At 64.5% G+C, this 21,385-nt stretch carries 14 protein-coding genes; 9 read left to right on the top strand and 5 right to left on the bottom strand.

Going from position 1 to position 21,385, the window contains the following annotated elements:
* Positions 1–16: 16 nt before the first annotated feature.
* From FW760_RS05875 to FW760_RS05850, 6 genes are all read left to right on the top strand, one after another.
* A complete protein-coding gene (locus FW760_RS05875) occupies positions 17–1,612 on the top strand; it encodes an AAA family ATPase (protein WP_043859937.1) in 1,596 nt (531 codons plus the stop codon).
* Between the two features lie 367 nt (positions 1,613–1,979).
* Positions 1,980–6,425 (top strand): glutamate synthase large subunit, encoded by a 4,446-nt coding sequence (gene gltB, locus FW760_RS05870; RefSeq protein WP_275729362.1) that lies wholly within the window; start codon positions 1,980–1,982, stop codon positions 6,423–6,425.
* Positions 6,426–6,458: 33 nt separating this feature from the next.
* On the top strand, positions 6,459–7,877 hold the full coding sequence (locus tag FW760_RS05865) for an FAD-dependent oxidoreductase (protein WP_043859935.1): 1,419 nt from the start codon (positions 6,459–6,461) through the stop codon (positions 7,875–7,877).
* A gap of 180 nt (positions 7,878–8,057) precedes the next feature.
* On the top strand, positions 8,058–9,122 hold the full coding sequence (gene hemE, locus FW760_RS05860) for a uroporphyrinogen decarboxylase (protein ID WP_043859934.1): 1,065 nt from the start codon (positions 8,058–8,060) through the stop codon (positions 9,120–9,122).
* Positions 9,123–9,269: 147 nt separating this feature from the next.
* The gene (locus FW760_RS05855) at positions 9,270–9,770 is read left to right on the top strand and encodes a hypothetical protein (protein WP_116052377.1); all 501 of its coding nucleotides are present in this window, start codon (positions 9,270–9,272) and stop codon (positions 9,768–9,770) included.
* A gap of 87 nt (positions 9,771–9,857) precedes the next feature.
* Positions 9,858–10,205: a YgiW/YdeI family stress tolerance OB fold protein gene (locus FW760_RS05850; protein ID WP_043859932.1), complete on the top strand. Its 348-nt coding sequence runs from the start codon at positions 9,858–9,860 to the stop codon at positions 10,203–10,205.
* Between the two features lie 71 nt (positions 10,206–10,276).
* Here FW760_RS05850 and FW760_RS05845 read toward each other — a convergent pair whose 3' ends face one another.
* Positions 10,277–11,518: an MFS transporter gene (locus tag FW760_RS05845; RefSeq protein ID WP_446443717.1), complete on the bottom strand. Its 1,242-nt coding sequence runs from the start codon at positions 11,516–11,518 to the stop codon at positions 10,277–10,279.
* A 143-nt stretch (positions 11,519–11,661) separates the two neighbouring features.
* Here FW760_RS05845 and FW760_RS05840 point away from each other — a divergent pair, with 143 nt between their 5' ends.
* Both FW760_RS05840 and FW760_RS05835 read left to right on the top strand, forming a co-directional pair.
* Positions 11,662–12,561 carry a LysR substrate-binding domain-containing protein gene (locus FW760_RS05840; protein WP_446443695.1) on the top strand — a complete coding sequence of 300 codons (900 nt, stop codon included), beginning with the start codon at positions 11,662–11,664 and terminating at the stop codon, positions 12,559–12,561.
* A 66-nt stretch (positions 12,562–12,627) separates the two neighbouring features.
* Positions 12,628–13,398, top strand: coding sequence for a ParA family protein (locus FW760_RS05835; protein ID WP_043859929.1), 771 nt, complete (start codon positions 12,628–12,630; stop codon positions 13,396–13,398).
* Here FW760_RS05835 and trxC read toward each other — a convergent pair.
* Positions 13,395–13,829 (bottom strand): thioredoxin TrxC, encoded by a 435-nt coding sequence (gene trxC, locus FW760_RS05830; protein ID WP_054915555.1) that lies wholly within the window; start codon positions 13,827–13,829, stop codon positions 13,395–13,397. The two genes, FW760_RS05835 and trxC, sit on opposite strands and share 4 nt — an antisense overlap.
* 155 nt (positions 13,830–13,984) lie before the next feature.
* Between trxC and FW760_RS05825 the strand changes: the two genes are divergently transcribed.
* On the top strand, positions 13,985–14,470 hold the full coding sequence (locus tag FW760_RS05825; RefSeq protein ID WP_058541795.1) for a DUF4265 domain-containing protein: 486 nt from the start codon (positions 13,985–13,987) through the stop codon (positions 14,468–14,470).
* A 103-nt stretch (positions 14,471–14,573) separates the two neighbouring features.
* Here FW760_RS05825 and selO read toward each other — a convergent pair whose 3' ends face one another.
* The 3 genes from selO to FW760_RS05810 are packed head-to-tail and all read right to left on the bottom strand — an operon-like array spanning position 14,574 to position 21,142.
* Positions 14,574–16,034 (bottom strand): protein adenylyltransferase SelO, encoded by a 1,461-nt coding sequence (gene selO / locus FW760_RS05820; protein WP_078481683.1) that lies wholly within the window; start codon positions 16,032–16,034, stop codon positions 14,574–14,576.
* Positions 16,031–19,363 carry a mechanosensitive channel MscK gene (gene mscK / locus FW760_RS05815; RefSeq protein WP_043860373.1) on the bottom strand — a complete coding sequence of 1,111 codons (3,333 nt, stop codon included), beginning with the start codon at positions 19,361–19,363 and terminating at the stop codon, positions 16,031–16,033. The genes selO and mscK overlap by 4 nt, the downstream gene beginning before the upstream one ends.
* 36 nt (positions 19,364–19,399) lie before the next feature.
* Complete coding sequence (locus FW760_RS05810; protein WP_043860372.1) at positions 19,400–21,142, bottom strand: potassium/proton antiporter; 1,743 nt, start codon at positions 21,140–21,142, stop codon at positions 19,400–19,402.
* Between the last annotated feature and the right edge of the window lie 243 nt (positions 21,143–21,385).

The following is a 21,385-nucleotide window of genomic DNA, read 5'->3' as shown; positions in this document are numbered from 1 at the left end:
GGTTGACGAGAGTTCGATGACTAGTTTGCATGCCGACGAGGCCTTTCTCGGCCATTACCAGTTGAACCATGACCCCTTCGCTGCGCGGGTGCCTGGCTTCAAGTTCTTCCCTGCCCAGCGCAAGCCGGTGCTGGGCCAGTTGCATCACCTGGCCCGCTACAGCCAGTTGCTGCTGGTGGTCACAGGCCCTCTGGGCAGCGGCAAGACCCTGCTGCGCCAGGCCCTGGTGGCCAGCACCAACAAGCAGTCGGTGCTCAGCGTGGTGGTTTCGGCGCGTGGCGCCGGCGATGCAGCCGGCCTGCTGGCCCAGGTAGCGCAGTCGCTGAACGTGGCCAAGGCGCAAGTCACCGAGATCCTCGCCCAGATCGTGCAGCTGGCGCTGACCGGTCAGGAAGTCTACTTGCTGGTGGACGATGCGGAACAACTTGGCGAGTCGGCACTCCAAGCCTTGCTGGAACTGGCGGCGGGCACACCGGAAGGTCGCCCGCACGTGTTCCTGTTCGGCGAGCCGTCACTGATCGCAGCCCTGGATGAACTCAATGCCGAGCAGGAGCGTTTCCACGTCATCGAGTTGCAGCCCTACACCGAGGACGAAACCCGGGAATACCTGGAGCAGCGTCTGGAAGGTGCCGGGCGTGGCATCGAGGTGTTCACCAGCGAGCAGATCGCCGAGATTCACGAAAACTCGGACGGCTGGCCTGGAGCAATCAACCAGGTGGCCCGCGATACCATGATCGAAGCCATGCTCGCCACCCGCTCGCCGGTGAAGCGACCATCAATGGGGTTCAATATGCCGAAGAAACACGTGCTGGCGTTGTCTGCCGTGGTAGTGGTTGCCGTGGCGGCAGCCGTGCTGATGCCCAAGAAGGGCGACCAGGCGCCGGCCACTGCGCCTGCCGAGCAGGCGCAACTGCCCCTGGGCCAGGGCAAGCCGGGCAATGCCCAGTCGAACAACGGTGGCCCGGCCATCGAGTTCGCCGGTTCTTCGCAGCCGATGCCGCTGCCACTGGTGGGCCAGTCCCAGCCGGTGATGCGCGGCCCGCTGGCCGAGGCGGCCGGCATGGGTGATGGCGAGGAATCCGGCCCGGCTGGCGACACTGCACTGCAGCCGCCTACCGTTACCACCACTGCACCGCCCGCCGGTGTCACTGCAGGCCCGGCGCCTACGATGGCCCAGCCGGTTGTACCGGCGCAGCAGCCTGCCGCGCCAGTGGCCAGCAAGCCGGTTGCACCTGCCGCCAAGCCCGCCCCTGCACCCGTGCAGGTGGCCACGGCCAAGCCAGCACCCAAACCTGCAGAAAAACCCGCTGCCAAGCCCGCTGCGGGCGGTAGCTGGTACAGCGGCCAGGCGCCAGGCAACTACGTGGTGCAGATCCTGGGCACCAGTTCCGAGGCATCGGCCCAGGCGTTCGTCAAGGCCGAGGGTGGCGACTATCGCTACTTCAAGAAAACCCTGCAGGGCAAACCCCTGTACGTGATCACCTACGGCAACTTCTCCAGCCGCGATGCAGCCGTCGCTGCAATCAAAACCTTGCCAGCCAAGGTCCAGGCTGGTAAACCTTGGCCTCGTACCGTTGCCAGCGTCCAACAAGAACTGGCTGCGACCCGCTGATACATGGTCGGGTGGCACTACCCCCGCCACCTGCTGAGCGACTCCTGAACCCCGGTCTAGCCTGCTGCGTAACACGCGGCAGGCTTTTCTGTCCCAGACTGCCGGCCACAAGCCCCTGTTGCAGTCCAGGCTGAAACGCTTCAGACTCAAGCAATTCCGTTACCACGGATTCTTGTATAAAAACATTCAAAAATGCGACATGGATTTTCACTGATGCGTCAGTAAATTTGTGGGCTTCACTGTCGCTGTGCAACAATGGCATCCGTATTGCCCCCGCAAAGCTGACGTTCGTTCGGCGTGGATGGTAAGTGGTTGTATTAAAAAGAGATTTGCCTTGGTGAGAGGCGAACCTGGTGAGAAAGTGTCTATGAAAACAGGTCTGTACCATCCCGAAGAATTCAAGGATAACTGTGGTTTCGGCCTGATCGCCCATATGACGGGCGAACCCAGCCACCACCTTTTGCAAACGGCTATCCAGGCCCTGACCTGCATGACCCACCGTGGTGGGATCAACGCCGACGGCAAGACCGGCGACGGCTGCGGGCTGCTGATGCAGAAGCCCGATCGGTTCCTGCGGGCCGTGGCCCTGGAACAGTTCGGCAGCGAGCTGCCCCGCCAGTACGCGGTCGGCATGGTGTTCTTCAACCAGGACACCGCCAAGGCCGAAGCCGCGCGCGACAACATGAACCGCGAGATCCTCGCTGCAGGCCTGAGCCTGGTGGGCTGGCGCAAGGTGCCGATCGACACCAGCGTGCTCGGTCGCCTGGCGCTGGAGCGCCTGCCGCAGATCGAGCAGGTGTTCGTCGGTGGCGAAGGCCTGAGCGATCAGGAGTTCGCGATCAAGCTGTTCAGCGCCCGGCGTCGCTCGTCGGTGGCCAACGCCGCCGATGCCGAACACTACATCTGCAGCTTTTCGCACAAGACCATCATCTACAAAGGCCTGATGATGCCGGCGGACCTCACCGCCTTCTATCCGGACCTGAGCGACGAGCGCCTGCAGACGGCGATCTGCGTGTTCCACCAGCGCTTCTCCACCAATACCCTGCCCAAATGGCCGCTGGCCCAGCCATTTCGCTTCCTCGCCCACAACGGCGAGATCAATACCATCACCGGCAACCGCAACTGGGCCCAGGCGCGGCGTACCAAGTTCGCCAACGACCTGATCCCGGATCTGGAAGAGCTCGGCCCGCTGGTCAACCGCGTGGGCTCCGACTCCTCGTCGATGGACAACATGCTCGAGCTGATGGTCACCGGTGGCATCGACCTGTTCCGTGGCGTGCGCATGCTGGTACCGCCGGCCTGGCAGAACGTCGAGACCATGGACCCCGACCTGCGCGCGTTCTATGAATACAACTCCATGCACATGGAAGCCTGGGACGGCCCGGCGGGCATCGTGCTCACCGAAGGCCGCCATGCCGTGTGCCTGCTCGACCGCAACGGCCTGCGCCCGGCGCGCTGGGTCACCACCAAGAACGGCTATATCACCCTGGCGTCGGAAATCGGCGTGTGGGACTACAAGCCCGAAGACGTCATCGCCAAGGGCCGCGTGGGCCCGGGGCAGATTTTCGCGGTCGACACCGAGACCGGCCAGATCCTCGACACCGATGCGATCGACAACCGCCTCAAGTCGCGCCACCCGTACAAGCGCTGGTTGCGCCAGAATGCCCTGCGCATCCAGGCCGACCTGAGCGACGACCAGGGCGTGGCCAGCTACGACGGCGACCAGCTCAAGCAGTACATGAAGATGTTCCAGGTCACCTTCGAGGAGCGTGACCAGGTGCTGCGCCCCTTGGGTGAGCAGGGCCAGGAAGCCGTGGGCTCGATGGGCGACGACACGCCGATGGCGATCCTGTCGCAACGCGTGCGTTCCACCTACGACTACTTCCGCCAGCAGTTCGCGCAGGTCACCAACCCGCCGATCGACCCGCTGCGCGAAGCCATCGTGATGTCGCTGGAGATCTGCCTGGGTGCCGAGCGCAACATCTTCCAGGAGTCCCCCGAGCACGCCTCGCGGGTGATTCTCAGCTCGCCGGTGATTTCGCCGGCCAAGTGGCGCTCGCTGATGAACCTCGACCGCCCGGGCTTCGAACGCCAGGTGATCGACCTCAACTACGAGGAAAGCATCGGCCTGGAAGCGGCCGTGCGCAACATCACCGAACAGGCCGAAGAAGCCGTGCGCAGCGGCAAGACCCAGCTGGTGCTGAGCGACCGTCATATCGCACCCGGCAAGCTGCCGGTGCATGCGTCGCTGGCCGTGGGCGCCGTGCACCATCGCCTGACCGAACTGGGCCTGCGCTGCGACAGCAACATCCTGGTCGAGACCGCCACCGCCCGCGATCCACACCACTACGCGGTGCTGATCGGGTTCGGCGCCTCGGCGGTGTACCCGTATCTTGCCTACGAAGTGCTGGCCGACCTGATCCGCACCGGCGAAGTGCTCGGTGACCTGGACGAAGTGTTCAAGTACTACCGCAAGGGCATCTCCAAGGGCCTGCTCAAGATCCTCTCCAAGATGGGCATCTCGACCATCGGTTCCTACCGGGGCGCGCAGCTGTTCGAAGCCGTGGGCCTGTCCGAGGAAGTGGTCAACCTCAGCTTCCGTGGCGTGGCCAGCCGCCTCAAGGGCGCGCGCTTCGTCGACATCGAGAACGAGCAGAAGCTGCTGGCCGCCGAAGCCTGGAGCCCGCGCAAGCCGATCCAGCAGGGCGGCCTGCTCAAGTTCGTGCACGGTGGCGAATACCACGCCTACAACCCGGACGTGGTCAATACCCTGCAAGCTGCCGTGCAGCAGGGCGACTACGCCAAGTTCAAGGAATACACCGCACTGGTCGACAAGCGTCCGGTGTCGATGATCCGCGACCTGCTCAAGGTGAAAACCCTGGAGCAGCCGCTGGACCTGAGCGAAGTCGAGCCGCTGGAGGCCATCCTCAAGCGCTTCGACTCGGCGGGTATTTCCCTGGGCGCGCTGTCGCCTGAGGCCCACGAAGCCCTGGCCGAGGCGATGAACCGCCTGGGCGCGCGCTCCAACTCCGGCGAGGGCGGCGAAGACCCGGCCCGCTACGGCACCATCCGCAGTTCCAAGATCAAGCAGGTGGCCACCGGCCGCTTCGGCGTCACTCCCGAATACCTGGTCAACGCCGAAGTGCTGCAGATCAAGGTGGCCCAGGGCGCCAAGCCGGGCGAGGGCGGCCAGCTGCCGGGCGGCAAGGTCAACGGCCTGATCGCCAGGCTGCGCTATGCGGTGCCGGGCGTGACCCTGATCTCGCCACCGCCGCACCATGACATCTACTCGATCGAAGACCTCTCGCAGCTGATCTTCGACCTGAAGCAGGTCAACCCGCAGGCGCTGGTCTCGGTCAAGCTGGTGGCCGAAGCCGGGGTAGGCACCATCGCCGCCGGCGTGGCCAAGGCCTATGCCGACCTGATCACCATCTCCGGCTACGACGGTGGTACCGGCGCCTCGCCGCTGACCTCCATCAAGTATGCCGGTGCACCGTGGGAACTGGGCCTGGCCGAAACCCACCAGACCCTGCGCGGCAACGACCTGCGCGGCAAGGTGCGGGTACAGACCGATGGCGGCCTGAAAACCGGCCTGGACGTGGTCAAGGCCGCGATCCTCGGCGCCGAGAGCTTCGGCTTCGGCACCGCACCGATGATCGCCCTGGGCTGCAAGTACCTGCGCATCTGCCACCTGAACAACTGCGCCACCGGCGTGGCCACGCAGAACGAAAAACTGCGCAAGGACCACTACATCGGCACCGTCGACATGGTGGTCAACTTCTTCACCTACGTGGCCGAGGAAACCCGTGAATGGCTGGCCAGGCTGGGCGTGCGCAGCCTGGGCGAGCTGATCGGGCGGACCGACCTGCTGGAAATGCTCCCCGGTGAAACCGAGAAGCAGAAGCACCTGGACCTCAGCCCGTTGCTGGGCAGCCCGCACGTTCCGGCCGACAAGCCGCAGTTCTGCGAAGTGGACCGCAACCCGCCGTTCGACAAGGGCGTGCTGGCCGAGAAGATGGTGCAGATCGCCCTGCCGGCGATCCGTGACCTGGCCGGCGGCGAGTTCGAGCTGGATATCTGCAACTGCGACCGCTCCATCGGCGCGCGGATCTCCGGTGAAATTGCCCGCCTGCACGGCAACCAGGGCATGGCCAAGGCGCCGCTGACCTTCCGCTTCAAGGGCACTGCCGGGCAGAGCTTCGGGGTGTGGAACGCCGGTGGCCTGAACATGTACCTCGAAGGTGATGCCAACGACTATGTCGGCAAGGGCATGACCGGCGGCAAACTGGTGATCGTGCCGCCAGCGGGCAGCCCGTTCGAAACCCAGCACAGCGCCATCGTCGGCAACACCTGTCTGTACGGCGCCACGGGCGGCAAGCTGTTCGCCGCCGGTACCGCGGGTGAGCGCTTCGCGGTGCGCAACTCCGGTGCCCACGCCATCGTCGAGGGCACGGGCGATCACTGCTGTGAATACATGACCGGGGGCTTTGTCTGCGTATTGGGCAAGACCGGTTACAACTTCGGTTCCGGGATGACCGGTGGTTTTGCCTACGTGCTCGACCAGGACAATAGCTTCGTCGACAAGGTCAACCACGAACTGGTGGAGATCCAGCGTATCAGCGGCGAGGCGATGGAGGCTTATCGCAGCCACCTGCAGCGCGTGCTGGGTGAATACGTCGAAGAAACCAACAGCGAATGGGGTCGTGAGCTCTGGGAAAACCTGGATGACTACGTGCGTCGCTTCTGGCTGGTCAAGCCGAAGGCGGCCAACCTGAAGAACCTGCTGTCCAGCACCCGTGCCAACCCGCAGTGATATGCGCCTGAAGAGTTTGATGAGGTTTTGAACATGGCTGAACGTCTGAGTAATGACTTCCAGTTCATCGAGGTCGGGCGCAAGGATCCGAAGAAGAAACTGTTGCGTCAACGCAAGAAAGAGTTCGTGGAAATCTACGAGCCCTTCAAACCCCAGCAGTCGGCCGAACAGGCCCACCGCTGCCTGGGCTGTGGCAACCCGTACTGCGAATGGAAGTGCCCGGTGCACAACTTCATTCCCAACTGGCTCAAGCTGGTGTCGGAGGGCAACATCCTCGCCGCTGCGGAGCTGTCGCACCAGACCAACACCCTGCCCGAAGTGTGCGGCCGGGTGTGCCCGCAGGATCGCCTGTGCGAGGGTGCCTGTACCCTCAACGACGGCTTCGGCGCGGTGACCATCGGCTCGGTGGAGAAGTACATCACCGACACCGCCTTCGCCATGGGCTGGCGCCCGGACATGTCCAAGGTGGTGCCCACCGGCAAGCGCGTCGCGGTGATCGGTGCCGGCCCGGCGGGCCTGGGTTGTGCCGACGTGCTGGTGCGCGGCGGGGTAACCCCGGTGGTGTTCGACAAGAACCCCGAGATCGGCGGCCTGCTGACCTTCGGCATCCCCGAGTTCAAGCTGGAAAAGACCGTGCTCAGCAACCGCCGCGAAGTCTTCACCGGCATGGGCATCGAGTTCCGCCTGAACACCGAGGTGGGCAAGGACGTCACCATGGACCAGTTGCTCGAGGAGTTCGATGCGGTGTTCATGGGCATGGGCACCTACACCTACATGAAGGGTGGCTTCCCTGGCGAAGACCTGCCGGGTGTGCACGACGCGCTGGATTTTCTGATCGCCAACGTCAACCGCAACCTGGGCTTTGAAAAGTCCCCGCAAGACTTCGTCGACATGAAGGACAAGAAGGTCGTGGTGCTGGGCGGCGGCGACACCGCGATGGACTGCAACCGTACCTCCATTCGCCAGGGCGCCAAGGCCGTGACCTGTGCCTACCGGCGTGACGAGGCGAACATGCCCGGCTCGCGCAAGGAGGTGAAGAACGCCAAGGAGGAGGGCGTGAAGTTCCTCTACAACCGCCAGCCGATCGCGATCGTGGGTGAAGACAAGGTCGAGGGCGTGAAGGTGGTCGAGACCCGTCTCGGCGAGCCGGATGCCCGTGGCCGTCGCAGCCCGGAGCCGATTCCGGGTTCCGAAGAGATCATCCCGGCGGACGCTGTGGTCATCGCCTTCGGTTTCCGCCCCAGCCCTGCGCCGTGGTTCGAGCAGTTCAGCATCCAGACCGACAGCCAGGGCCGTGTGGTGGCGCCGGAGCAGAACCGCTTCAAGCACCAGACCAGCAACCCCAAGGTGTTTGCCGGTGGCGACATGGTGCGCGGTTCGGACCTGGTGGTGACGGCTATCTTCGAGGGGCGCAATGCCGCCGAGGGGATTCTGGACTACCTGGAGGTCTGATCGGGCCTCTTCGCCGGCAAGGCTGGCTCCTGCCAAACCTGTAGGAGCCGGCCTTGCCGGCGAAGCTTTTAACTAAATCTATTGACCTACCACAGGTCGATAGACAAAAGGCACGGTTCATACCGTGCCTTTTACGTTGGTGTCTGAGAAAATGCCCCCACTTTTTTTCCGGATGCCGACATGACTGCCTTGAAGAACGATCGTTTTCTGCGCGCCCTGCTCAAGCAACCCGTAGACGTCACCCCGGTGTGGATGATGCGCCAGGCCGGCCGCTACCTGCCGGAGTACCGCGCCAGCCGCGCCAAGGCCGGTGACTTCATGAGCCTGTGCATGAACCCGCAGTTCGCCTGCGAGGTCACGATGCAGCCGCTGGACCGCTACCCGCTGGACGCCGCGATCCTGTTCTCGGACATCCTGACCATCCCTGATGCCATGGGCCAGGGCCTGTATTTCGAAACCGGCGAAGGCCCGCGCTTCAAGAAAGTCATCAGCACCCTGGCCGACATCGAGGCGCTGCCGATCCCCGACCCGCAAAAGGACCTGGGCTACGTGATGGATGCGGTCAGCACCATCCGCCGCGAGCTCAACGGCCGTGTGCCGCTGATCGGCTTCTCCGGCAGCCCGTGGACCCTGGCCACCTACATGGTCGAAGGCGGCTCGTCCAAGGACTTTCGCAAGACCAAGGCCATGCTCTACGACAACCCGCAGGCCATGCACCTGCTGCTCGACAAGCTCGCCCAGTCGGTGGTCAGCTACCTCAACGGGCAGATCCTGGCCGGCGCACAGGCCGTGCAGATCTTCGACACCTGGGGTGGCAACCTGTCGGCGGCGGCGTACCAGGAGTTCTCCCTGGCCTACATGCGCAAGATCGTCAGCGGCCTGATCCGCGAGCACGAAGGGCGCAAGGTGCCGGTGATCCTGTTCACCAAGAACGGCGGCCTGTGGCTGGAAAGCATTGCTGATGCCGGCGCCGACGCGCTGGGCCTGGACTGGACCTGCGACATCGGTGAGGCGCGCCAGCGCGTGGGCAGCAAGGTGGCCCTGCAGGGCAACATGGACCCGACCGTGCTCTACGCCAAGCCCGAGGCCATCCGCGCCGAAGTCGGGCGTATCCTGGCCAGCTATGGCCACGGTACCGGCCACGTGTTCAACCTGGGCCATGGCATCACCCCGGAAGTCGATCCGGAACATGCCGGTGCCTTCATCCACGCCGTGCACGAACTGTCGGCGCAGTACCACCAGTAACGGGCAACTGCCTGGCGGGTGCCGCGTATCGCGGCCCCGCCACTGACTTTTCACGCTCCCCCGCCGATCCGTCCTACTGCCCGTCCAAGCCCCCTCCCTTACCATTCCGACCTCGATGCACAGCCGTGCCATTCAAGGAAGGAACCCGTGCCCAAGGATACCCGCGCAGTACAGCATCCCCTGCTGGCGGCAACCTGCCAACGGCTTGCCGAGCACGGTGACAACCAGCAACTGACGCGTCAGGGCATCCGCCTGGCGTTGCTGTGTCCGGCGATCCTGATGTGCGCCGTGCTGGCCATCTTCGCGTTCCTGCTGGGTGTCGTGATCCCTGATGTCGTGCAGATATTCGCCCATCACCAGCAGGCGTTGCCGGCCACGATCCGCATTTCGATGGCGCTGAACGAGAGCGGGCAGCGCTTTGCGCTGCCGTTTGCCGGTGTGCTGGTCGCCGCCGGCGTGTTCGCACGGCTCGCGTTGCACGCACTGCGGCGTCGACTGAGGTGGCACGGTTTGCTGTCGGACGTAAGGGTTGAACGAGCCCTGGGCCTGTTTGAGCCATTGATGCTGGCGATGACGGGCGGTGTGATGCTGTTCATCGGGCTGGCCATCCTTATGCCGATTCTGAGCCTCACCGCGTTGCTGGCCTGATCGGGTTTCCCACCATCGCGCATTAAGCTTCAGTTCAGGCGTGGGGATTAACCTGAGCGCATCCCCACTTGAAACGGAATGCCCACCATGAAAACTCGTTACCTGGCTCTGCTGCTTGCCCCGCTGTTCACCACTGGCGCGATGGCCGCCGGCTACACCGGCCCTGGCGCCCAGCCGGTCACCACGGTCGCGGCAGCCAACGACGCCGCCGACGATACCCCGGTGGTACTGCAGGGCTTTGTGGTCAAGAAGCTCAACAACGACGACAAGTACGAATTCAAGGATGCCAGCGGCACCATCACCGTCGAGATCGACAACGAAGACTTGCCGGCGGTGGCCTTCAACGACAAGACCAAGGTCAAGCTGACCGGTGAGGTCGAGAAGAACCTGATGTCCCGCGAGATCGATGTCGACCTGGTCGAAATCATCAACTGAACAGCTTCGCCGGCAAGGCCGGCTCCTACAGAGATCTGCGTAGGAGCTGGCCTTGCCGGCGAAGGGGCCCGTCAGGGTTTCACATTCCCCGGCAGCGCCGGCAGCTTGCTCAGGTGCAACGCCACCAGCAGTGCGATCACCAGCAGGCTGCCGATGAACAGCCCGATGCCGTTCCACCCACCGTAATGCCAGAACACCCCGCCTGCCGTGCCCGCCACGCTCGACCCCGCGTAATAGCTGAACAGATACAGCGAAGAGGCCTGCCCTTTGGCCGTGAGCGCACGCCGGCCGATCCAGCTGCTGGCCACCGAATGCGCGCCAAAGAAGCCGAAGGTGAACACCAGCATGCCGACGATCACCAGCACCAGGGGCGAGAACAGCGTCAGCAGCAACCCACCGAACATCAGCAGGATGCTCATCCAGAACACCTTGCGCCGCCCCAGCTTGTCCGACAGTGCGCCGATCTGCGCCGAGCTGTAGATGCCGGCCAGGTACACCACCGACAGCAGCCCCACCAGCGCCTGGCTCATGTGGTACGGCTCGGCGAGCAGCCGGTAGCCGATGTAGTTGAACAGCGTGACGAAGGCGCCCATCAGCAGAAACGCTTCCAGAAACAGCCACGGCAGCCCGGCGTCGCGAAAGTGCTGGGTGAAGCCGTTCAGCAGGCTGCGCGGGTTCATCGAGCGTGCACTGAAGTTGCGCGACTCGGGCAGGATCCTCCAGAACACTGCCGCCGCGACCAGCGCCAGGCCGCCGATCACCAGCATCGCGGTGTGCCAGCTGACGAAGTCGATCAGTACCCCGGTGATCAGGCGCCCGCTCATGCCGCCGATGGCGTTGCCGCCGATGTACAGCCCCATGGCCAGGCCGATGTGCTGCGGATGAATCTCTTCGCTCAGGTAGGTCATGGCCACCGCCGCCAGCCCGCTCAGCGACAGGCCCACCAGGGCACGCATGGCCAGCACGCCGTGCCAGCTGGGCATCAATGCGCTGGCGATGGTGCACAGCGCGGCGCAGAACAGGGCGAACACCATCACCGGCTTGCGCCCGACGCGGTCGGAAATCGGCCCGGTTACCAGCAGCCCGAACGCCAGCAGGCCGGTCGACACCGACAGCACCAGGCTGCTCTGGGCGGCATTGATGGAGAACTCGTGGGACAGCAGCGGCATCATCGGCTGCACGCAGTACAGCAGGGCGAAGGTGGCAAAGCCGCCACAGAACAACGCCAGCACCGTGCGCATGAACGCAGGGGTGCCTTTCTCGATCCAGCTTTCGTTCAGGGGGGCGGCGGTGCTCGCCGGGGCAGGGGGCAGCTCATGGGCAACAGCAGTTTTCACGGGGACCTCGAAAGGGGCACGGCCTCGCAGGCAGTGAAAAAAGCATATAGCTGGCTATTGATCTTTTCCAATATATTGTTCGACCTGTTTAAGAGGTTTTACGACCTATTGGAGTTGCCATGGAACTGCGCCACCTTCGCTACTTCATCGCCGTGGCCGAAGAGCTGCATTTTGGCCGTGCCGCACAACAACTGGGCATCTCTCAACCGCCGCTGAGCCAGCAGATCCAGGCCCTGGAGCAGGAGCTGGGTGCACGCCTGTTCGAGCGTACCAACCGACGGGTGGCGCTCAGCGAAGCCGGCCGGCTGTTTCTCGACGAGGCGCGCCAGGTGCTGGCGCAGGTCGACAAGGCCGCCGACGTGGCGCGGCGTGCCCAGCTCGGCGAGCTGGGTGAGATGAAGATCGGCTTCACCTCCTCGGCGCCGTTCAACTCCAGCATCCCCAAGGCCATCAATGCGTTTCGCCAGCGCTTCCCGGCGGTGCACCTGAACCTCAAGGAAATGAGCAGCCGCGAAGTGGTGGATGCTTTGCTCGACGAGTCCATCGAGGTCGGCCTGATGCGCCCGATGAGCGTGCCCGATGGCGTGGTGATCACCGAACTGTTCCGCGAGCCGTTGGTGGCGGTGCTCAATGCCGCGCACCCGCTGGCCCAGGGCAACGAGCAGGGCCTGCCGCTGGCGGCCCTGGCCCAGGAGCCGTTCGTGTTCTTCCCGCGCAGCTACGGCAGCGGCCTGCACGCGCAGTTGCTCAGCCTGGCGCGCTCGGCCGGCTTCAGCCCGCACTTTGCCCAGGAGGCAGGCGAGGCCATGACCATCATCGGCCTGGTATCGGCGGGGCTTGGGGTGTCGGTGCTGCCGGCGTCGTTCAAGCGCATGCGCATCGACGGGGTGGTGTACCGCACCTTGCTCGACGCCGACGCGGTGACAGCGGTATGGCTGGCGCAGCGGCGCGAGGACGTGTCGGCGATGGCCCGGGCGTTCACCGAACTGTTGATCCGCCAGGCCCAGACGCAGGGCTGAAAGGCACTGGCTAAACCGGCGCAACCCTCACATACTCGGTAGTTCCTTTCACATGGAGGTCTGTTCATGCGGCGCGTGGTGTTCAATCAGAAAGGTGGCGTGGGCAAGTCGAGCATTGCCTGCAACCTGGCGGCCGTCAGTGCCAACGAAGGCTATCGAACCCTGTTGATCGACCTGGACGCCCAGGCCAACTCGACCCAGTACCTCACCGGCCTGACCGGGGAGGACATTCCCATGGGCATTGCCGACTTCTTCAAGCAGACCCTGTCCTCGGGGCCCTTCGCCAAGAAGAACAAGGTCGACATCTATGAAACCCCGTTCGACAACCTGCATGTGGTGACCGCCACGGCAGAGCTGGCCGACCTGCAGCCCAAGCTCGAGGCCAAGCACAAGATCAACAAACTGCGAAAGCTGCTGGACGAGCTCTCCGACGATTACGACCGCATCTACCTGGACACCCCGCCTGCGCTGAACTTCTATGCGGTTTCAGCGTTGATCGCCGCTGATCGCGTATTGATCCCCTTCGACTGCGACAGCTTCTCGCGTCAGGCGCTGTACGGCCTGCTGGCCGAGATCGAAGAGCTCAAGGAAGACCACAACGAGGGCCTGGAAGTCGAGGGCATCGTGGTCAACCAGTTCCAGGCGCGCGCCAGCCTGCCGCAGCAGATGCTCGACGAACTGATTGCCGAAGGCTTGCCGGTGCTGCCGGTGTACCTCAACAGCTCGGTGAAGATGCGCGAGTCCCACCAGGCCAGCCTGCCGCTGATTCACCTGGAACCGCGGCACAAGCTGACCCAGCAGTTCGTCGAACTGCATACGCTGCTGGAAAACGCCTAGACCCCCTGGCTGCGCAGCCATTCCAGCAGTTGCTGGAGTGGGAAGGCGCCGCTCTGGCGCGCCACTTCGCGGCCATTCTTGAACAGGATCAGGCTGGGAATGGAGCGTATGCCCAGTTGCCCGGCCAGTTGCTGATTGGCTTCGCTGTCGAGCTTGGCCAGGCGGCAGCGTCCGGCCAGTTGGCCGGCGGCCTGTTCGAAGACCGGGCCGAACGCCTTGCAGGGCCCGCACCAGTCGGCCCACACATCGATCAGCAATGGCAGGTCGCCCTTGATCTGGCTGGCGTAGTCGCCCTGTTTCAATTCGAATGGCTTGTGCAACAGCACCTCACCCTTGCAGCGCCCGCACTTGGGTGCGTCCCTCAGGCGTGCGGCGGGGATGCGGTTGAGGCCGTTGCAGTGGGGGCAGGGGATGTGGAGGGGGTCGGTCATGGTGGGAGTCCGGATGCGTCAGGTGATGTTGGGTATCTGGAGGTGATGAGGGTGGATTGCAAGATGCCATAGCCTGCCAGATAAGCCAGCGATGCTGGCGAAGAGGCTGTAATGGTTTAGCATGCGGCCTTTCTGAACAGGCCAGGGACAGACCGATGGATTGCCAGCATTCACCGCACATTCGTGTATTCGTCGACAGAAAGAAGAACGGCGAGCCGGTGTTCGAAAGCGTGCCGGTGCGCGAAGTGGGCGAACATACCTATGAACTGCTGTCGTCGCCGGGGCTGGCGCTGAACATGGCGCGCGGCGACATCATCTGCACGGCCATCCCCGATCAGCATGTCGAGGTGGTGCGCCGGGGTGGCAATTTTTGCATCCATGTCTACGCCGACGATCTGCCCCAGGATGCCGTCGACACGCTGGAAAGCGAGGTGCAGACGTTGCTGGGCGGCACGCTGGACGGTCGCTACAAAGGCAACCTGACGCTGGCAGTGCCGGCGAGCAATGGGTTCGAGGCGATTCGCCCGGTGTTCGACCGGTTTCGGGAGGCGACGGGGGTGCAGTGGTATTACGCCAACATCTACCAGAACCTCGATGACGACGAGGATGAGACGTTGCTGAACTGGTGGGTCGACAACTGAAGCTGCGAGCGCTGCGCGCTCTATCGCGGGTCAAGCTCGCTCCCACAAGAACACCGCAGTACCTGTGGGAGCGGGCTTGACCCGCGAAGCAGGCGCTGCGATCTCAGGATGAACAACTGATCTCCAGATGCTTGCCCCACTCGGGCGGGCGTTCGGCATAGGCCTGCATCCCCGGCTGTTCCTCGAACGGCCGTGTCAGCACCTGGTGCAGGCGTCGCACTTCCTCGTAATCCCCGCCTTCAGCCGCCTCGATGGCACGCTGCGCCAGGTAGTTGCGCAGAATGTACAGCGGGTTCACCGCGTGCATCCGCGCGCGTCGGCCTTCGGCATTGCCCGGCTCCTGGTCAAGGCGCGCCAGGTACTCCACCGCCCAGGCATCGAACCCGGCCAGGTCGACGAAATCGTCGCGCACCACCCGCACGGCCTGCGCCGCCGGCTGATCACCCAGCTTGCGGAAGAACAGCGTGTAGTCCACAGCGCCCTTGTTCATCAGCCCCAGCAAGCGCTCGACCAGCGCCGAATCGTCATCGCGCGCCTCGGTCAGCCCCAGGCGTCGACGCATCAGGTCCAGGTAATGGGCCTGGTACAACGGCAGGAACAGCCCCAGCGTTTCCTTCAGCGCCTCGACGCTGATGAACGGCGTCAGCGCCTGGGCCAGCGCGCTCAGGTTCCAGTGTGCGATCGGCACCTGGTTGCTGAAGCTGTAGCGCCCCTGGTCGTCGGAATGGTTGCAGATGAAGCCGGCATCGAAGTCGTCGAGGAAGGCAAACGGCCCGAAGTCGAAGGTGATGCCCAGAATCGACATGTTGTCGGTGTTCATCACCCCGTGGCAGAAGCCATAGGCCTGCCAGCGCGCAATCAGCTCGGCATTGCGTTCGACGATGGTACGGAACATCGCCAGGTACGGCTCGGGCTGCTCGCGGCACTCGGCAAAGTGCAGGTTGAGCACGTGCTCGGCCAGCTCGCGCTGCTGCTCGGGTTGGCGGGTGTAGTAGAAGTATTCGAAGTGGCCAAAGCGCACATGGCTGGGCGCCAGGCGCAGCACCATCGCCGCGCGCTCCTGGGTTTCGCGCCACACCGGCGTGCTCGAGCCGATCACGCACAGCGCGCGGCTGCTGGGGATGCCCAGCGCGTGCAGGGCCTCGGAGGCGAGGAACTCGCGGATCGACGAGCGCAGCACCGCACGGCCATCGCCCATGCGTGAATACGGCGTCTGCCCGGCACCCTTGAGGTGCAGGTCCCAGTGCTCGCCGGCATCGTTGTACACCTCGCCCAGCAACAGCCCGCGACCGTCACCCAGGCGCGGATTGTACGAACCGAACTGATGCCCCGAATACACCATCGCCCGCGGCTCGGCCTCGGCCCACAGCTTGTGTCCGCTGAACAGCTCGGCGAACACCGGGGAATGCGCCTCGGTAGGGTCCAGGTCGAGCAGTGCCATGGCCGCGTCGCTGGCCACGACCAGGCGCGGCTCGGCAATCGGCTCGGGCAGCACGTGGGTGGAGAACGCATCGCCCAGGCGGGCGAAGCGGTTGTCGAAGGTCAGTTCGTCGAGGGATTTCAACGGCCATCTCCTGGCGCATCGGTGGGGGGCTCGGGCAGCACGGTCTTGTTCGGCGCTTCGACCGGTACCATCTTGTACTCCTGGCCCTGCATGTTCTTCAGGTACACCTCCATCTGGCGGAACGAGATGTTGATGTGCTGGCGCTTGAATTCCTTGTTGATGTAGCGGTTGATCTCGTCCAATACCGGGTTGCGGTCACCCAGGTCACGCACGTGCATGCGCAGTTCGTGGTCCAGGGTACTCTCGCCGAAGTTCAGGAAGTACACGATCGGTGCTGGTTCCTTGAGCACCCGCGGGTTCTCGTTGGCTGCCTGCAGCAGCAGGGTGCGTACCAGGTCCAGGTCCGAGCCGTAGTCCACGCCCAGCTTGAGGGTGACGCGGGTGATGGTGTCGGTCAGCGACCAGTTGATCAACTGGCCGGTGATGAAGGTCTTGTTGGGGACGATGATGTCCTTGCGGTCGAAGTCGGTGATGGTGGTGGCGCGGATGCGGATCTTGCTCACCGTGCCCGACAGGTTGCCGATGGTGATGGTGTCGCCGATGCGCACCGGGCGCTCGAACAGGATCATGATGCCGGAGATGAAGTTGGCGAAGATCTCCTGCATGCCGAAGCCCAGGCCCACCGACAGCGCCGCCACCAGCCATTGCAGCTTGTCCCAGCTGACGCCGAGGGTCGACAGCGTGGTGACGAAGCCCACCCCGGCAATCACGTACGACAGCAACGTGGTGGTCGCATACGCGCTGCCCTGGGCCAGGTTCAGGCGTGACAGCACCAGCACCTCCAGCAGCCCCGGCAGGTTGCCGGCCAGGGCGAAGGTGATGCCGATGATCACCAGTGCCCCGAGCAGGTCGCCCAGGCTGATCGGCACCATGCTCATGGCCGCGCCGGTGCCGCTGGTGTACTCGTACAGGGTGATGTTGTCGAGGTAGGCGAACACGCTGATCAGGTCGGCCCACACCCAGTACAGCGCGGCGATGAAGCCGCCCAGCAGGGCCAGGCGGATCAGGCGCAGCGACTGCTGGTTGACCTGCTCGATGTCCAGGGTCGGCTCCTCGACGATCACCTCGCCATCGAGCCCTTCCTTGGTCGCCTGGCGCTTGCTCAGTGCGCGCTGGTAGGCCAGGCGCCGGGCGGCCACGGCCAGGCCGCGCACGAAGGCGGCCTCGATCACCAGCCAGAACATCAGCAGGTACAGGGTGTCGATCAGGCGGTCGGTGAGCTTGAGTGCGGTGTAGTAGTAGCCAAAGCACACGGCAATGAACAGCGCCACCGGAAGCGCCGTGAACGCCACGCCCACGGCCTTGCGAAACAGCGAGGTATTGCGGTGCGCGGGGCTGCTCAGCAGCAGGCGGCTGAGCAGCCAGGCCATCAGTGCGTAACAGGTCAGTACCACACCGATGCCGAGCACGTCGTCGGCCAGCGCCGAGGGCTGGTGCTCGGCCACCGCCACCACGCCGACCAGCGCCAGTACCACGCTGCCCAGGCGGCGGATCCAGCCGCGCAGGAACTCGACCTGGGCCTTCTCCCAGCGAAAGTGCAGCTCGGCCACGCCGCCGGGCGCCAGAATCCGGTAGGCGGTGTAGAACACCAGCCAGGCCTGGGCGATCTGCCACAGCGCGGCGCCCAGGTTGGCGTTCTGGCCGCGGGCGTCGATCTGCAGCGCATAGCCGCACAGCGCCAGGCCCAGGCTCAGCGGCATCGCCAGCAGGATATTGATCAGAATGGCCTGGGGCGTGTGCCACTGGCTGTCACGCTTGAAGTGGCCCACATCCTGGTGAACCTTGTTCAGCCGCGCATACAGGTACTTGCGCCGCCACAGCAGGGCGCCGATCAGCAACAGCAGCGGCAGGAACAGCAGCGGGCGCTGCGTCAGGCCGTCGGCCAGTTCGTTGATGCCCGACCCCCACGGCAGGCTCACCACCTGCTTTTGCAGGCGTTCGGGCACGCTGCGCAGCCATTCGAAGTCCAGCGGCTTGTTGCTGGGGATCCAGAACATCTGTTCGTCGAGGGTGCCGCGCAGGTTCTGTGCGGTGCTCAGCAGCTGCTTCTGGTTCAGTTGCAGGGTGATGGATTCGTTGAGCAGGGCGCTCAGCTCGCGGTTGAGCCGCTCCAGCAAATCGCTGCGGGTGATCGCCACCTCCAGCAGGGCCTTGCGCAACTGCGGGGTGACGCTGTCGGGCGGCTGGGTGGCCAGCAGCTTGTCGACGTAGCTGCTGGGGCTGCTGATCTGCTCGCGCTGCTGGTTGACCTCGAACTGGTACAGGCGAATGTCGGCGATCTGGTCGGCCAGGTCGCGATCGACCTTCAGGTGCGGCAGGGCCTGCTTCTGCTTGTAGAGGATCTTGGACAGCAACAGGCTGCCCTTGAGCACGCTGATCTGTTCGTCCAGTGCCTGGTCGGCCTGGGTCAGGCTGTCGAGCTGCTGCTTGGTCTGCAGGTTCTGCTGGGTCAGCTCGTTGAGGCGGTCGGTGCTGCGCAGCAGGTAGTCGGACAGCTTCAGGTTGGTGGCGCTTTCGGTGGCCAGCACGCTGCTGCCGCCGGCCTTCTGTGCCTCGATGGACTGTTCGGTGACGGTCTGCTGCGACTGCGCCAGGCGCTTCTGGTTGATCAGCGTCTGCAGGTCCTGGATCTCCTGCTCAAGGCGTGTGGCGCGCTCGATCAGCAGGTCGTGCTGGCTGTTGCCCAGGTCTTGCAGCAGGCTGTTGCCGGCCAGTTCCTGGCGGCGCAGCAGGGTCAGCGCGTTGAGCGAGGCGAGTTCGGCATTGAGCTGGTTGCGCTGGTCGGCCGAGAGGCTCTTGCCGTTGTCCTTGCCCAGCTTGAGGATGCTGTTGATCTGCTGGGTGCGGGTCTGGTTGCTGCTGATCTCGGCCTGGGCGCGCTCGGGGCGGGTCTGGGAGTTGATGATCAGGCTGTTGGCTTCGGACAGCGCCTTCTGCAGCTCGCCCTGCTGGGTGGTGCGCTCGGACAGCAACTGCTCCAGCTGCGGCACGCCCATGCTGGCGTAGCGCTGCGCCACGGGCAGGGTCTTGGTGTCCTTGAGCCGGGTCAGCTCGCGCTGGTTTTCGCTGGTCTGGCGCGGGGCGTCGGCCAGTTGCTGCTTGAGCGCGGCCAGGCGCTTGTCGTAGTCGTCGCGCGAGGCCAGCAGGCCAAGGGTCTGCTCCAGCACTTGCTGCAGGGCCTTCTGGTCGGCCTCCGGCAGCTTGCGCTCGGCGATCTTGTCCAGGCTGTGCTGGACGCTTGCCGTGGTGGGGGGTTCCGCCGCCTGGGCGAAAGAGAGGGACAGGCACAGCCCGAGCAGGGCTGCGCTAACAACAGTGCGCAGGGACATAGGCAGACGTCGTAGAACCGGGCAGAGAATCGAAGTTTAAAGGAACAACCCGGGGCCGGGTCGAGAACCTTCGGGGAATTTGATACCCACTTTGAGGATCTTGTTCCCTTCCATCAGCGCAACGGTCCACAGGGTGTTGTTCCATTCGATCTGGTCGCCCACCACCGGTGCGCCGCCGACCTTCTGCTCGATGAAGTGCGCCAGCGGCTGGTGCGGGTCCTGGCCGTCGAGCTGCAAACCGTACAACGCCGCTACAGCCCCCAGTTCTGCGTCACCTTCGAGCACGAAGTCGCCGAAGAAACGCAGGTCCAGGCCGCGTTGCGGCGCCTGGCTGAACAGCTTGCCCAGCGCCGGCAGGTTGTGTTCGTGGCCGATCACGCACAGCAGGTCGCCGACTTCGAGGGTGGTACTTCCCGACGGATGGAGCAGTTGCTGGCCGCGAAACAGGGCAGCGATACGCGTGCCTTCGGGCATTTTCAGCTCGCGCAGGGCGGCACCGATGCACCACTTCTCCGCACCCAGGCGATACACGAACAGCTCCCACTCGCTGGTGATGTGCACTTCCAGGGCCGAGCGCGAGATCGGCGCCGGGTCGGGCGGCACGGTCACCTTGAGCAGGCGCGCCACCCACGGCAGGCTGGTGCCTTGCACCAGCAGCGACACCAGTACGATGAAGAAGGCCAGGTTGAAGTACAGCTGGGCATGCGGCAGCCCGGCCATCAGCGGGAACACCGCAAGGATGATCGGCACCGCGCCGCGCAGGCCGACCCACGAGATGAACACCTTTTCGCGGCCATGGAAGGCCTTGAATGGCAGCAGGCCGATCATCACCGACAGCGGCCGCGCGAACAGGATCATCCACAGCGCCAGGCCCAGGGCCGGCAGCGCGATGGGTAGCAGGTCGTGGGGCGTGACCAGCAGGCCCAGCACCAGGAACATGCCGATCTGGGCCAGCCAGGCCATGCCGTCGAGCATGTGCAGGATGCCGTGGCGGCTGCGGATCGGCCGGTTGCCCAGTACCAGGCCACACAGGTACACGGCCAGGAAGCCGCTGCCGTGCAGGGCGTTGGTGAGCGCGAACACCACCAGGCCGCCGCTGATCACCAGGATCGGGTACAGGCCGCCGGCCAGGTTCATGCGGTTGACCAGCTGCAGCATCAGCCAGCCGCCGCCCAGGCCCAGCAGGCTGCCGATGCCGAATTCGCGCACCAGGTGGCCGAGCAGGCCCCAGTGCAGGCCGTTCTGGCCGCTGGCGATCATCTCGATCAGGGTCACGGTGAGGAACACCGCCATCGGGTCGTTGCTGCCCGACTCGATTTCCAGGGTGGCCGTCACCCGCTCGTTGAGGCCCTTGCCGCCCAGCAGCGAGAACACCGCGGCGGCGTCGGTGGAGCCGACGATGGCGCCGATCAGCAGGCCCTGCATCAGGCTCAGGTCGAACAGCCAGGCGGCGGCCAGGCCGGTGAGGCCGGTGGTGATCATCACCCCCACCGTGGCCAGCGAGAGTGCCGGCCACAGGGCCACGCGGAAACTCGAGACGCGGGTGCGCAGGCCGCCGTCGAGCAGGATCACGGCCAGTGCCAGGTTGCCCACCAGGTAGGCGGTCGGGTAGTTGTTGAAGATGATGCCGCCGCCGTCGACGCCGGCAACCATGCCCACTGCCAGGATGATCACCAGGATCGGGATGCCCAGGCGCGAGGAGAGTGAACTGACCAGGATACTTGCACCTACCAGCAATGCGCCGATCAAGAACAGGCTATTGATGGTGGACGCATCCAAAGGCAGTACTCCAGGGGGGATTGCAGAAAGAGGCGCGACTTGCTTTTTGCCTGACTTCAGCTAGCAGGTCGCGTGCCAAGGATTCTAACCTGTGAGGTTGGCGGGCTGTAAAGCGATTATCGCGGGCACAAAAAAAGCACCGCAGGGGTGCTTGATCTGCTGTGAATGTAACGCCCCCATCGCGGGTCAAGCCCGCTCCCACAAGGATCACATTGGTCTCTGTGGGAGCGGGCTTGACCCGCG

It is taken from the genome of Pseudomonas sp. 1176_21 (assembly GCF_052850635.1).
Note: the sequence above shows the minus strand (reverse complement) of the source record. Positions and strands in the feature narration are given on the sequence as shown.